Origin of the sequence: Curtobacterium pusillum, from assembly GCF_007680845.1 — a bacterium.
Classification (GTDB): Bacteria; Actinomycetota; Actinomycetes; order Actinomycetales; family Microbacteriaceae; genus Curtobacterium; species Curtobacterium pusillum_B.
Genome location: NZ_VEIY01000002.1, coordinates 144357 through 158948, shown reverse-complemented (window position 1 = coordinate 158948; position 14592 = coordinate 144357). Strand labels below are relative to the sequence as shown.

Genomic DNA, 14592 nt, shown 5'->3' with positions numbered 1-14592 from the left:
CAGCAGCGCGGTATGGTCGCGGCATGGCAGAACACCGGCGCGGGGCGAACCTCCCGTCGATCGGTGGGTTCAACCGCACCGTCGTGCTCGACGCGGTCCGTCGCTCACCCGACGGGCTCAGCCGGGTGGAGCTCGCCTCCCGCACCGGTCTCAGCGCCCAGACCGTGTCGAACGTCACGCGGTTCCTCATCGAGGCGGGGATGATCGCGGAGTCCGGCACCGTGGTGTCCGGGCGCGGCAAGCCCCGGACGATCCTCCGGCTCGAGGCCAGCAGTCGGTACGCGGTCGGGGTGCACGTCGACCCCGCGGTCGTGACGTACGTGCTGCTCGACCTCGCGGGGACCGTGGTCGCCTCGACCACGACGTCGACGCCGACCGCCGATGATCCGTCCGAGGTCGTCCGGACCATCGCGAGCGCCGTCGACGGGTTGGTGTCCGACGCGCAGGTCGACGTGGACGCCGTGCTCGGGGTCGGCATCGCCAGCCCGGGGCCGATCGACGTCGACGCCGGCGTCGTGCTCGACCCGCCGTTCCTGCCGCGCTGGCGCGACGTGCCGCTCCGCGACGCGCTCGCCGACGCGACGGGCTACCCGGTGCTGCTCGAGAAGGACGTCACAGCGGCGGTCGTCGGCGAGATGTTCCTGGCGGGGGAGTCCTCGGCGCGGAACTTCGCGTTCGTCTACTTCGGCACCGGCTTCGGCGTGGGACTCGCGGTCGACCACGAGCCCGTGCGCGGTGTCGGGTCGAACGCGGGCGACGCCGGGCACATCATGGTCGACCAGGGAGCGCTCGCCGGGACGCCGGACAGTGCCGGCTCCCGGGGTGAGGTCGGCGCCGCCGTCGCGCCGGACCGTCTGGTGCAGATCGCGCGGAGCCGCGGACTCCCGCTCGAAGCTCCGTCGGACGTCGAGTCGGTGGACCGCGCGTGGGACGGCCTCGCCTCGGCCATCGAGTCGGGGGACCCCGTGGCGATCGGCCTCGCCGAGGACGCCGGCACCGTCATGGGCAACGCGGTCGTGCTCATCGTGAACCTGCTCGACATCGACCGCGTGGTGTTCGGCGGGCCGTTCTGGTCACGGGTGGCGAGGGCGGCGCTGCCGGCGGCCCGGGCAGCGATCGTCGAGTCGCCGCTGTTGGTGCCGAAGCACCCGGTGGTCGTCGACGAGAGTGATCGCGGCGCGGACGTCGCCGCCGTCGGCGCCGCCTGCCTCGTGCTCGACGCGGCGCTGTCGCCGCGCGCCAGCGCGCTCCTCATCCGGCGCTGACACGACCGGCGTGCGTCCGGGGGTGGTCGCGACCACCGCCGGACGGGAGGCGCGGGGCGGGCCCGCGCCGTGCCTCCCGTCCGTCGTCGGGTGCGCTCCGGACCCGCGACACCCGTCGTTCACCTGGTCGCCACCGGCCGGACGCCCGGGTGCTGAACAGTCGTGCAGGTACCCGCCCCCTCACGTCCTCCGGAGGACTCCGCATGCACCCCCGAGCCCTGCGCACCGGCGCATCGATCGCCGCCGGTCTCGTCGTCGCGACCTGCCTGCTGACCGCGACGCCCGCCACCGCTGCCGTCGGTGACGACGACCCCTCCGTCGGGGCCGCTGCCGCGAACGGCCTCGTCGTCAACGAGGTCGAGTCGAACGGCGACGACACCGACTGGGTCGAACTCAAGAACACCTCGACGACGGCGATCGACCTGTCCGGCTACGCGTTCCTCGACGACGACAGCTCGCACGACCCGTACCTCCTGCCGGCCGGCTCGACGATCGCCGCGGGCGGGTACTTCGTCATCGACGGCGCCTCGGGCACGAGTCCCGGGTTCACCTTCGGGCTCGGCGGAGCGGACACCGCTCGGGTGTACGACCGGTCCGGCACACTCGTGCTCCGGTACTCGTGGACGGCACACGCGGCGGTGACGTACGGCCGCTGCCCGGACGGCACCGGCGCACTCGTGGACACCACCGCGTCGACGAAGGGTGCGGCGAACGACTGCTCCTCGCCGGTGCGCATCAACGAGGTCGAGTCCGACGGCGGCACCCCGGGCGACTGGGTGGAGCTGACGAACGTCGGCACGACCACCGTCGACCTCGGCGGGTACGTCTTCGAGGACAGCGAGGACGACCACGCGTACACGATCCCCGCGGGCACGACCGTCGCACCGGGTGGCTTCACCGTGCTGGACGAAGCCGACTTCGGCTTCGGGCTGGGGAAGGCCGACGCCGCTCGGCTCTTCGACCCCCGCGGCCAGCTCGTCGACTCGTACCAGTGGACCGCACACGCCGCCTCGACGTACGGCCGGAACCCCGACGGGACCGGGGCGTTCGCCGACACGTCCGCGCCGACGAAGGGCGCTGCGAACCGGTTCGCCGGGGTCGTCACGGCCGAGGCCTGGCCCGGCGGCCCGGACGAGACCGTGCTCGACGACGAGGACACCTTCACCGGCGACCTGAGCGGGATCGACTGGACGGAGGCCACTCCGTCGACGTCCTCGTCCTCGTCGCCGGGGCAGCTCTGGGCCGTGCAGAACGGCGACGGCCTGCTCTACCGGATCCTCTCGGACGGCAAGGGCGGCTGGGCGCCGTCGAACACATCGGGCACCGAGCTGCACTACGCCGACGGATCGGGTACCCCGGACGCCGAGGGCGTGACCGTGACCTCGGACGACCCCGGCGCCGTGTACGTGTCGACCGAGCGGGACAACGACGTGTCCGGGACCAGCCGCCCCGCGGTGCTGCGCTTCGCCACGACCGACGGATCCCAGAAGACGCTGGACGCCACCGACGAGTGGAACCTTGCGGCGGACTTCCCGGGGCTCGGCGCGAACGCCGGCCTCGAGGGCGTCACCTGGATCCCCGACTCCTGGCTCACCGCACACGGCTTCGCGGACGAGCACACCGGTGCCGCGTACTCGCCGTCGACGTACGCGGGGCACGGCGGCGGGCTGTTCGTCGTCGGGGTCGAGGGGACCGCGAGCGTGTACGCCTACGCCCTCATGGACGACGGTTCGTTCCAGCGCGTCGCCACGATCACGACGCCGTTCGCCGTCGTCGCGGACGTCCAGTTCGACCCGACGCTCGACGCGCTCTGGGTGGTCTGCGACGACGCCTGCTCCGGTCGGACGGCGCTCTACGAGGTGACCGACGGTGCGTTCAGTGCGACGACCGTGTACGAAGCACCCTCGGCGGCCGACCGGACCCTGGCGAACGAGGGCTTCGCGATCTCGGGCGTCTGCACGGACGGGGCGCGGGCGACCTTCTACGCCGACGACAACGACACCGACGGGTTCTCGTTCCGGACCGGGACGTACCCGTGCGAGTCCTCCGCGCCCGGTGACGGCGGTGGTGACGGCGGTGGTGATGGCGGTGCTCCTGGTGGTGGGACTCCGGGAGGTGGGGGCTCGACGCCGACCCCGACGCCGGTTCCGACGCCGGGTGGTGGCGCGGGTGCGGTTCCGGTTCCGGTTACGTCACCGGTTTCGCCGTCGGAGTCGTCGCTGACGGCCGGGAACCGTGGTTCGGTGTCGGCGCCGGCGTCGGCTCGTCCGGGGGAGACGATCACGGTCGGGGTTGGTGCGGCGTTCGCGGGGCAGCGGGTCAGTGTGTGGTTGTTCTCCGAGCCGACGTTGCTCGGCACGGTGACGGTCGCTGCGGACGGGACGGTGCGGGTGACGATCCCCGCTGATGCCACGGCCGGTGCGCACCGGTTGGCGGTGACGGCTGCTGACGGGTCGTTGATCGGGTGGACGGCGATCACGATCGACCCGGTGACGGGGGAGTTGGCGTTCACGGGTGCGGACCTGACGGGAGGGCTCGCCGCGGCGCTACTGCTCGTGGCCGCCGGCGCGGGCGTGCTGGTCGTCCGGCGCCGCCGCGGGGTGCGCGCGGCTGCGTGACCGCCTGACGGTCTGGAGGCGCGGTGCGGGCTGGCACCGCGCCTCCCGTCCGTCGTGTCCCCGGGCGGAACCGGGCGTGGCTTACGGAATCGGGCGTACCTGGTCGAACCGTTCTGCCAGGTACGCCCGATTCGACCGGGTACGCCCGGTTCGACCCGCACCCGGACCAGCCCGGGTACCCCGCCCGCGCAGGCCACCCGCCGGGGATCGGCCCGCGCCCGACAGCCGTGCCGGGCGCTACCGTCGCAGCATGAGCGTCGAGATCCTCCGGTACACCGCGTTCGCCTCCGAGCCGGGCGGTGGCAACCCCGCCGGCATCGTGCTGGACGCCGCCGGCCTCCGAGACGACGAGATGCTCGCCATCGCCCGCGACGTGGCCTACCCCGAGACCGCGTTCGTCGTCGGGGAGACGGAGACCGGCCCGAGGGTCCGGTACTTCTCGCCGGGAGCGGAGGTCCCCTTCTGCGGCCACGCCACGATCGCCACCGCGGTGGTCCTGGCGGAGCGGGACGGCCTCGGGCGACGGGTGTTCACGACGGCGGCGGGGGAGGTCGCCCTCGACGCGACGGCCGCACCGGACGGCAGTGTGCAGGTCGCGATGACGAGCGTGGAGCCGAGCGTGCGACCCCTCGACCCGGGCTTGCGGGACCGGCTGTTCGCGCTGCTCGGGCTGGTGCCGGACGACGTCGCCGAGGGGTTCCCGGTCCTGGAGTCCTTCGCGGGCAACTGGCACCCGGTGATCGTCCTCGCCGACGAGGAGCTGTTCCACCAGTTCCGCTTCGCGCCGGCGCCCCTCGCGGAGCTCATGCTCGAGGGCGGGTGGTCCGGGACCGTCACGGTGCTGCACCGGACCGGGCCGCTGGAGTACGAGGCGCGCAACCTCTTCCCGGTCGGACGCATCACCGAGGACCCGGCGACGGGTTCGGCCGCGGCGGCGACCGGGGCGTACCTGCGCGAGGTCGGGGCCGTCGTGCCGGACGACCGCGTGGTGATCCGCCAGGGTCGGCACGTCGGGCGCCCGAGCATCCTGCTCGTCGACGTGCCCGCCGCGGGCGGCATCACGGTCACGGGCGGCGCCGCGCGCATCTGACCGCGGCCCACCGACGTCCCGGCCCGGCGAGCGCACCAGGTTCCGGACACAGCATCGTGAACGAGCGCGGTGCTGTGTCCGGAACCAGGTTCCGGGGAAAAAGGCCTTGACAGCAATAAGTCAATACGGTGGACTAACTGTGCGCCGCGGGTGATGGAGCCCGCGGACATCACCCGTGCAAAGGAGCACCGATGAAACGCACCCGCATCATCGCCGGACTCGTCGCCGTGGCAGTCGCCGCCGTCGGTCTGGCTGGCTGCTCGAGCTCGGGGTCCGCCTCGAGCGACACGATCAAGATCGCGTACCAGAAGTTCGGCGCCTTCCAGCAGCTCGACGCCCAGATGAAGGTCGTCAAGAAGGAGTACGAGAAGGCGAACCCGGGCAAGAAGGTCGAACTCGTGCCGATCCAGGCGCAGGAGAACGACTACTACACGAAGCTCGCCCTCATGAACAAGGCCCCGGCCACCGCGCCGGACGTCATGTACGAGGACACCTTCCTCATCAAGGCCGACGCGCAGGCCGGCTACCTCCTGCCGCTCGACAAGTACACGGCGAAGTGGAAGGACTGGAGCCAGTTCTACGACAACGCCAAGCAGGCCGGCGAAGGCGTCGACGGCAAGACCTACGGCATCCCGATGGGCACCGACACCCGGGCCCTCTGGTACAACAAGGAGATCTTCCAGAAGGTCGGCCTGCCCGTGCCGTGGCAGCCGAAGACCTGGGACGACGTGCTCGCCGCGGCGAAGACGATCAAGCAGAAGGACCCGGGCGTCATCCCGTTCAACCTCTACTCGGGCAAGCCCCAGGGCGAGGCGTCGACGATGCAGGGCTTCGAGATGCTCCTGTACGGCGCGGACGGCTCCGGCAACACGCTCTACAAGGACAAGAAGTGGGTCACGGACTCGAAGCAGTTCCAGGACTCGCTCCAGTTCGTGAAGGACGTCTACCAGGGCGGCCTCGGCCCGACACCGCAGCAGGCGCTCGACAGCCAGGTCGGCACGACGATCGCGCAGACCTGGCTCCCCAAGGGCCAGCTCGCGATCGACCTCGACGGATCGTGGCAGTCCGGCACGTGGCTGAAGTCCGGCACCGCGCCGTGGGCTGACTGGTCCAAGGTCATGGGTCAGGCGCCGATGCCGACGCAGAACGGCCAGGAACCGGGCTACAACTCGATGTCCGGCGGCTGGACCCTCGCAGTGGGCAAGAACTCGAAGGACCCGCAGGCCGCGTTCGACTTCATCTCGACCTTCCTCAACCAGAAGGGGTCGCTGAAGTACGACATCGAGAACAGCCAGATCGCCGTCCGCAAGGACGTCGCCGAGGACCCGACCTACGACGCGTCCAACCCGACGTTCAAGTTCTTCTCCGGGCTCGTGGAACACACGAACTTCCGCCCGGCGACGAGTGACTACTCGCAGGTCTCGAACGCCATCCAGGTCGCGATGGAGTCGGTGATGACCGGTCAGCAGACGCCGAAGCAAGCCGCTGCTGCCTACGACAAGACGGTCGTCGGCGTGGTCGGCAAGGACCACACCACCTCCGGCTGATCGCTGCGGTGACCACCTGACGCAACTGGAGGCGCGGCTCGCGTCGTGCGCCGCGCCTCCAGTCCGCTCCCACCCACCTTCGGAACCCCCTCCGCACCCGGAAGGCAACCACCCGTGTCCAGCACCCCCCTCGCGCCGACGCTGTCGGCACCCGGTGCGCCGAAGCGCACCGATCCGCCGGTCCCGCGCAAGCGGAAGCCGCTGCGGAACGTGGGACGAGCGGTCCCGCTCCTCCCCGCCGTCGTCCTCCTCGTCATCTTCCTGCTCGGCCCGGTCATCTCGTCGTTCTACGGGTCGTTCACCAACTCGGCGCTGACCGGTGTCGGCGCCGCCGACCAGCAGTTCGTCGGCCTCAAGAACTACGTCGAGCTGTTCCAGGACCCGGACTTCCCGAAGTCCGTCATCCTGACCATCGTGTTCCTGCTCGCCTCCGCGGTGGTGGGCCAGAACGTGCTCGGGCTCGGCCTCGCACTGCTCATGCGGAACGCGAACAAGGCGGTCCGCGCGATCGTCGGCACCTTCGTCGTCGCCGCGTGGGTGCTGCCCGAGATCGTGGCGTCGTTCGCGGCGTACGCGTTCTTCAACGACAAGGGCACGCTCAACGAGTTCCTCGGCGGCATCGGGATCAACGGCCCGAACTGGCTCTACACGTACCCGATGCTCGCGGTGATCCTGGCGAACATCTGGCGCGGCACCGCGTTCTCGATGCTCGTGTACTCCGCCGCCGTGCAGGAGGTCCCCGAGGAGATCACCGAGTCCGCCGAGGTCGACGGCGCCCAGGGCTGGCAACGGCTCGTCTACATCACGCTGCCGGTGATCCGCCGGTCGATCTCGACGAACCTCATGCTCACGACACTGCAGACGCTGTCGGTGTTCACGCTCATCTACGTGATGACCGCGGGCGGCCCCGGCACCGACTCCTCGACCCTGCCGATCCTCGCCTACCAGGAGGCGTTCAAGTTCTCGCAGCTCGGCTTCGGGACGGCGATCGCCACGATCCTGCTCGTCGTCGGTGCGGTGTTCTCGATCATCTACATCAAGGCCCTGAAGCCGGAGGTGGACTGATGGCCATCACTGCCCCGTCCCTCGACCAGACCACGACCCGATCGGTGACCGCGCCCGGCGCGCTGCACATGACCTCCCCGCGGGGGCGGACCATGCGGTGGGTGTCGAACATGGTGCTGCTCGTCATCGCGGTGTGCTTCGCGGTGCCGCTGCTGTGGCTCGTGCTCGCGTCCGTCGACCCCGACGCCTCCCTGTCGGTGAAGGTGCCGTCGCACTTCACGCTCGACAACTTCACGAAGGTGCTCACGCCCGAGCTGTCGTTCGTCCCGCTCGCGAACAGCCTGCTGCTCTCCGGCGGCACGGCGGTCGTCACGGTCGTCGTCGCGATCCTGGCGGCGTACCCGCTGTCCCGCTACAAGATGCGGGTCAACAAGCCGTTCCTCTACGGGATCCTGTTCGGGACCGGCCTGCCGATCACCGCGATGATGGTGCCCGTCTACGCCCTGTTCGTGTCACTCAACCTCATCGACAACGTGTGGGGCTGCATCTTCTTCCTCGCCGCGACCTCGCTGCCCATGGCCATCTGGATGGCGAAGAACTTCATGGACGGCGTGCCGATCTCCCTCGAGGAAGCGGCGTGGACGGACGGCGCCTCGATGCTCACCACGCTGTGGCGCATCGTCGTGCCGCTCATGCGCCCGGGCATCGCGGTGGTGTTCATCTTCGTGTTCATCCAGGCGTGGGGGAACTTCTTCGTCCCGTTCGTCCTGCTGCTCTCGCCCGACAAGGTGCCCGCTGCGGTGAGCATCTTCAACTTCTTCGGGCAGTACGGGGCGGTAGCGTACGGGCAGCTCGCGGCCTTCTCGATCATCTACTCGGTGCCCGTCATCGCCCTCTACGTGATCGTGTCCCGGGGCCTCGGCGGCGGCAACGCCCTCGCCGGTGGCATCAAGGGCTGACGCCCACCCTGCCGACCGTCACCGCTGACCCCGCTGGAAAGGAACCAACTCCATGCACCACGACGAACCCCTCGTCGAAGCCAGGATCGCCCGGCTCGTCCGGGACCGCATCGACCCGGCGGTCCACCGCCGCTCCGTCCCGGTGGAGGTCGCGGCCTGGACCGTGCCGGACGAACCGGTGCCGTTCGACGTCGCGGTCGCGGCCGACTACGGACCGTTCGACGGCGGCACCTGGGGCGGACGACCCTGGGGGACGACGTGGTTCCGGATCCGCGGCACCGTGCCGGCGGACTTCGGGACCGGCCCGGGCACGACCGCCGAACTGCTCGTGGACCTCGGGTTCACCAAGCGGCACCCCGGGTTCCAGGCCGAGGGGCTCGCGTGGCGTCCGGACGGGTCGACGATCAAGGGCATCGAGCCGCGGAACGACACGGTGCCCCTCGAGGTCGGCCCCGGCGAGTCGTTCGAGCTCTACGTCGAGGCCGCCGCGAACCCGGACATCGGCGGCGACAGCTTCCAGGGGGCGACCCCGCTCGGATCCCGGTCCACCGCCGGGACGGAGCCGATCTACCGCGTGCGGGCGATCGAGCTCGTCGAGCGGGACGACACCGTGTGGGAGCTCCAGCAGGACTTCTGGGTCCTCCGCGGACTCATGGCCGAGCTGCCGACCGACGGGACCCGGGGCGCGGACATCCTCCGTGCGCTCGAACTCGCGGCCGACGCCCTCGACCCCGACGACGTCGCCGGGACCGCGGCGGACGCCCGGGCCGTGCTCGCGCCGGCGCTCGCCGTCCCCGCCAGCGTCGCCGCACACCGCGCGGTCGCGGTCGGGCACGCGCACATCGACTCCGCCTGGCTCTGGCCGGTGCGCGAGACGATCCGCAAGTGCGCCCGGACGTTCTCGAACGTGCTCGACCTGATGGACCGCGACCCGGACTTCACGTTCGCGTGCTCCTCGGCGCAGCAGTACGCGTGGATCCGTGACGGCTACCCGTCGATCTGGGCCCGCATCAAGGAGCGGGTCGCCGAGGGCCGGTGGATCCCGGTCGGCGGCATGTGGGTCGAGTCGGACACGAACCTGCCCGGTGGCGAAGCGCTCGCCCGGCAGTTCGTCGCCGGCAAGCGGTTCTTCCTCGAGGAGTTCGGCGTCGACACCCCCGAGGCCTGGCTGCCCGACTCGTTCGGGTACACCGGTGCCCTGCCCCAGATCGTCCGGGCCGCGGGCTCGAAGTGGTTCGTCACCCAGAAGCCGTCGTGGAACGAGACGAACGTCATCCCGCACACCTCCTTCCACTGGGAGGGCATCGACGGCTCCCGGGTCCTGACCCACCTGCCCCCGGCGGACACCTACAACTCGGACGTCTCCCCGGCGGACCTGCACCGCGGCGAACGGCAGAACAAGGAGCGCGGCGTCGCGAACACCTCGATGCTCCTCTACGGCTTCGGCGACGGCGGTGGCGGCCCCACCCGCGAGATGGTCGCCGCAGCCCGGCGCCAGCACGACCTGGACGGCTCGCCCCGGGTCGACCTCGGCACCCCGGCGCAGGTGTTCGAGGAGCTCGAGGAGGCCCTCCCGACGCCCGCCGTGTGGTCGGGGGAGATGTACCTCGAGTTCCACCGCGGCACGTACACGTCCCAGATCCGCACGAAGCAGGGGAACCGTCGCTCCGAGCACCTCCTGCGCGAGGCCGAGCTCTGGGCGTCCACGGCGGCGGTCCGGCTCGGGCTCGACTACCCGTACGAGGAGCTCGAGGAGGCCTGGCACACCGTCCTCCTGCAGCAGTTCCACGACATCCTGCCGGGATCGTCGATCGCCTGGGTCTACGAGAACGCCGAGGAGAACTACGCCCGCGTCGCGTCCGTGCTCGAGGGACTGATCGGGAACGCCACCACCGCGCTCGCGAACGGCGGAGCAGCGGCGCTCGCCGGCGTGGCCGCGTCCTCGTCCTCCGTGGCCGGCGGCAGCGCCCTGCTCGACGCGCCGTCCGGCGACGCCGTCGGCGGCGGTGCCTCGGTCGGGACCGTCGTGCGGTTCAACGCCGCACCGGTCGCGGCGGGAGACGTGACCGCCCTGGGAGGTTCGCTCGGCGAGGAGCCGCGAGCCGTGCCTCCCGTCCGGAACGGCGACCGCTTCGTCTTCGACACCGGCGTCGTCACGGCGACCATCAACGACGACGGCCACGTCGTGTCGCTCGTCGACCACGCGACCGGACGCGACGCGGTCGCGCCCGGCGTCGTGGCGGCCGAGTACACCGTGTTCCGGGACACCCCGAACCAGTGGGAGGCGTGGGACATCGACCGCGCGTACCAGCGGAACGGGACGGTCGTGGCGGCGACGTCCGTGTCGATCTCCGCCTCCGGCGACGAACTCGTGGTCGTCCGACCGTTCGGTTCGTCGTCGATCACCACACGGTTCTCGGCGACCGCCGGGCAGCCGGAGCTCGCCATCGAGACCGAGGTCGAGTGGCACGAGCACCAGAAGCTGCTCAAGCTCGCGTTCCCGCTGGACGTCCGCGCGGCTTCGGCCTCGAGCGAGATCCAGTTCGGGCACATCGACCGGCCGACGCACCAGAACACCTCGTGGGACATGGCACGGTTCGAGACGAGCGCCCACCGCTGGGTGCACGTCGGCGAGCCCGGGTTCGGGGTCGCCGTCGCGAACGACTCGACGTACGGACACGACATCACCCGGAACACCCGGCCCGACGGTGGGACCACGACGCTCGTGCGCGAATCGCTGCTGCGCGCGCCGACGTTCCCGGACCCGAACGCCGACCAGGGGCACCACGTGTTCCGGACGGTGCTGCGGATCGCGCCGTCGGTGCTCGACGCCGCGGACTCCGGCTACCGGCTCAACCTGCCGGTGCGGACGGTCGCCGGGTCGAGCGAGGTGTCGCCGCTGGTCACGGTGTCGTCGCCGCAGGTGTTCGTCGAGGCGGTGAAGCTCGCCGAGGACCGCTCCGGCGACGTCGTCGTGCGGCTGTACGAGGCGTCGGGCGGTCGCGCGGCCGACGTCGGTGTGGACTTCGGGTTCGACGTCGCCGAGGTGGTGGCGGTGGACCTGCTGGAACGCCCGTCCGGGGACACGTGGGAGTCGGGGGAGCCGGTCGTGCTCACGCTCCGGCCCTTCGAGATCGTCACCCTGCGGGTACGTCGGGCCTGAGGCAGCGGGTCCGGCCGGGAGACCGCGGCGCCGGACGGGACACGGGTGCGTTCCGTCCGGCGCCGTGCTGCGTGCGGGGTCGGGCGGCCGGGCGGGCCGGGCGGGGGCGGGTGCCTGGTGGAATCGGGCGTACCTGGTGGAATCGGGCGTACCGGGTCGTTCCGTTTCGGCAGGTATGCCCGGTTCCCCATTCCATCGCGAGCGTTCTGGGAAGGAAACGTCCTCCTCCACAGGGCGGGAGGAGCGAGCGGCCGTCCACAGAGATCGGGCTCAGGGTCCGGCGACGGGTGGTGGTCGGGCATCGTGCAGCCATGGACGAACCGCTCCCGATCCTCAGGGCCTCCCAGATGCGTGAGGCCGGCCTCGACCCGACCACCCTGCGCCGCCGAACCCGCATGGACGGGCCGGGCAGGCTCGTCAAGGTGGGGCCGAACGCGTTCGTGCGCGGTGACCTCTGGGACTCGGCGGGGCCGCGGCGACAGTACGTGACCCGTGTGCACGCCAGGCTCGGTCGGCTCGGTGTCGGCGCCGCGGCCTCGCACGTGTCCGCCGTGGCCATCCACGGACTCCCGTCGCTGCACGGTTGGGAAGCGCCGGTGCACGCCACGGTGCCGGAGTCGATGTACCGACAGCGGACCGCCGACCTCGTCCTGCACACTCGCGCCGTCCCGGAGCACGAGCGCCTGGATACGGGCGGACTCTCGGTCACGACCCTCCCGAGGACGGTGTCGGACATCGCGTTGAGCGGGGACGTCCGCGCCGCGGTCGTCGTCGCCGATGCAGCCCTCCGTCGCGGCACCAGCATCGAGGCGCTCCGCTCCACGGTGCCCCCACTGGCCCGAGCGCGTGCAGTGGCCGCGCGGGTCCTCGACCTCGCCGACGGTCGATCCGGTTCTCCGGCCGAGTCGCTCGCCCGCGTGGTGTTCCACGAGCTCGGAGTGACCGCGCCCGTGCTCCAGCAGGAGTTCGAGGTCGGTGGCCGGCGGTTCGCCGTGGACTTCTGGTTCCCGGACGTCGGCGTGGTGGTCGAGATCGACGGGCGCGCGAAGTACACCCAGGCTCGGTACCGGAACGGACGCACCCCCACCGAGGTGTTCGTCGACGAGAAGCGTCGCCACGAGCTCCTGCTGACAGTGCCGGGTGGCCGGACGATCGTGCGCCTCGAGTGGCGGGGCTTGTTCGACCTCGATGCGCTCGCGCTGCGGCTCCGGGGCGTCGGCCTCGCGTGCGCAGTGCGTCCGACGCGGAGCGCACGGGGATGAGTGGTCGAGTACTGCTCGGGAACCGTTCCAGCGAGCCGTCGATACGGTGGCGGCATGGCTGTCAAGGAGATCTGGCTCGTGCGCCACGGGGAGTCCGAGGCGAACGTCGCCGCTGCCCGCGCCGAAGCCGCAGGGGACGACGTCATCGATGCCGGGCACCGGGATGCTGACGTCCCGTTGAGCCCGCTCGGCGAGGACCAGTCCCGCGCGCTCGGGAACGAACTCGCGTCCCGCGGGGTCGACGACGTCCCGGTGGCGCTGTGGGTGTCGCCGTACCTCCGCGCGCAGCAGACGATCGGCATCGCGCTCGCCGAAGGCGGTCTCACCGAGCCGGCGAGACGGGTGGACGAGCGCCTGCGGGACCGTGAACTCGGGGTCCTCGACCTGCTCACCCGGCAAGGGGTGCGCAACCGGTACCCGGACGAGGAGCGTCGCCGCGAGTGGCTCGGCAAGTACTACCACCGACCGGCCGGCGGTGAGTCGTGGGCCGACGTCATGCTCCGGCTGCGATCGCTGCTCGCCGACGTCGACCGGCTGCCGGACACGGAGCGGCTGGTGGTCGCCGCGCACGACGCCATCGTCATGCTGACCGTCGCGGTCTGCCTCGACCTCGACGAACCGACGCTCATGGAGTTCGCCCGGACGCACACGGTCGCGAACGCCTCACTCACCCGACTCCGTCGTGATGCGGTCGGTGCACCGTGGACGCTCGAGGAGTTCTCCGCGGTCGAGCACATCGCCGAGGACCCCGACGCCGAGGTCACCGAGCACAGCGGCGAGAAGGACGACGCCCATGTCAGCTGATCCGATCACCCCGAACTTCCTCCGCGACTGGCCGCTCCCCGAGCCCGGCGCCGGCAAGTACGGCCGCGGGCAGGTGCTCGTGGTCGGTGGCGCTGCCCGGACGCCGGGTGCCGCGATGCTCTCGTCGCTGGCTGCGCTCCGAGTCGGTGCCGGCCGCCTGACCCTGGCGGTCGCACGGAGCGTCGCCCACGAGGTCGCCGTGGCCGTCCCGGAGTCGGGCGTCGAGCCGCTCGACGAGGACCAGGACGGGCACGTCGCGGTCGGCGCCGTCGAGGGGATCGTCGATGCGCTCGGCAGCGCGGACGCCGTCCTCGTCGGCCCGGGACTCGACGAGCCCGACGGGACACGTGACCTCGTCGCCGGGATCGCCGATGCCGTCGGGCCGGACACGCTGGTCGTGCTCGACGCCTTCGCGCTCGGGGTCGCCGCCGACGTCCGCGACGAGCTGCGGCCCCTCCGCGAGCGGCTGGTCATGACGCCGAACAGCGGTGAGGCGGAACGACTGCTCGGACGTCCGTGCAGCGACGACACCGTGGCGGACGCGATGGCGATCGCCGAACGGTTCGGTGCCGTCGTCGCACTCGGGGACGCCATCGCGACGCCCCGTGGCCGGACGTGGATCAAGGGCACCGGGTCCGGCGGCCTGGGGACGAGCGGCAGCGGCGACGTGCTCTCCGGCGCGGTCGTCGGTCTGCTCGCGCGCGGAGCAGAACCGGCACAGGCGGTGGCGTGGGCCTCGTACGTGCACGCCGCGGCCGGCGATCGGCTGGCCGTGCACGTCGGCCCGCTCGGGTACCTGGCGAGCGAACTCGTCACCGAGATCCCGCGCGTGCTGGTCGAACTCGGCGCCTGACCCGCGCCCGGCCCCGCGCTCGGCCC

The 14592-nt window shown here is 71.5% G+C and carries 10 protein-coding genes; all 10 read left to right on the top strand.

What is annotated here, in order from left to right:
- Positions 1 to 23 precede the first annotated feature (23 nt).
- The 10 genes from FS825_RS05085 to FS825_RS05040 all read left to right on the top strand — a co-directional run bounded on the left by FS825_RS05085 (position 24) and on the right by FS825_RS05040 (position 14566).
- Positions 24 to 1265, top strand: a complete 1242-nt coding sequence (locus tag FS825_RS05085; RefSeq protein WP_144711408.1) for an ROK family transcriptional regulator — start codon at positions 24 to 26, stop codon at positions 1263 to 1265.
- Between the two features lie 203 nt (positions 1266 to 1468).
- Positions 1469 to 3883 (top strand): lamin tail domain-containing protein, encoded by a 2415-nt coding sequence (locus FS825_RS05080; RefSeq protein WP_144711407.1) that lies wholly within the window; start codon positions 1469 to 1471, stop codon positions 3881 to 3883.
- Positions 3884 to 4133: 250 nt separating this feature from the next.
- Positions 4134 to 4973: a PhzF family phenazine biosynthesis protein gene (locus FS825_RS05075; protein WP_144711406.1), complete on the top strand. Its 840-nt coding sequence runs from the start codon at positions 4134 to 4136 to the stop codon at positions 4971 to 4973.
- A gap of 191 nt (positions 4974 to 5164) precedes the next feature.
- Positions 5165 to 6520, top strand: a complete 1356-nt coding sequence (locus tag FS825_RS05070) for an extracellular solute-binding protein (RefSeq protein WP_144711405.1) — start codon at positions 5165 to 5167, stop codon at positions 6518 to 6520.
- Between the two features lie 114 nt (positions 6521 to 6634).
- Positions 6635 to 7585, top strand: a complete 951-nt coding sequence (locus FS825_RS05065; RefSeq protein ID WP_144711404.1) for a carbohydrate ABC transporter permease — start codon at positions 6635 to 6637, stop codon at positions 7583 to 7585.
- A gap of 68 nt (positions 7586 to 7653) precedes the next feature.
- Positions 7654 to 8484: a carbohydrate ABC transporter permease gene (locus FS825_RS05060; RefSeq protein WP_186377118.1), complete on the top strand. Its 831-nt coding sequence runs from the start codon at positions 7654 to 7656 to the stop codon at positions 8482 to 8484.
- 52 nt (positions 8485 to 8536) lie between these two features.
- Positions 8537 to 11647 (top strand): alpha-mannosidase, encoded by a 3111-nt coding sequence (locus FS825_RS05055; protein ID WP_144711403.1) that lies wholly within the window; start codon positions 8537 to 8539, stop codon positions 11645 to 11647.
- A gap of 311 nt (positions 11648 to 11958) precedes the next feature.
- Complete coding sequence (locus FS825_RS05050; RefSeq protein ID WP_144711402.1) at positions 11959 to 12909, top strand: hypothetical protein; 951 nt, start codon at positions 11959 to 11961, stop codon at positions 12907 to 12909.
- Between the two features lie 54 nt (positions 12910 to 12963).
- Complete coding sequence (locus FS825_RS05045; protein WP_144711401.1) at positions 12964 to 13713, top strand: histidine phosphatase family protein; 750 nt, start codon at positions 12964 to 12966, stop codon at positions 13711 to 13713.
- Positions 13703 to 14566 (top strand): NAD(P)H-hydrate dehydratase, encoded by an 864-nt coding sequence (locus tag FS825_RS05040; protein ID WP_144711400.1) that lies wholly within the window; start codon positions 13703 to 13705, stop codon positions 14564 to 14566. The genes FS825_RS05045 and FS825_RS05040 overlap by 11 nt, the downstream gene beginning before the upstream one ends.
- Positions 14567 to 14592 lie beyond the last annotated feature (26 nt).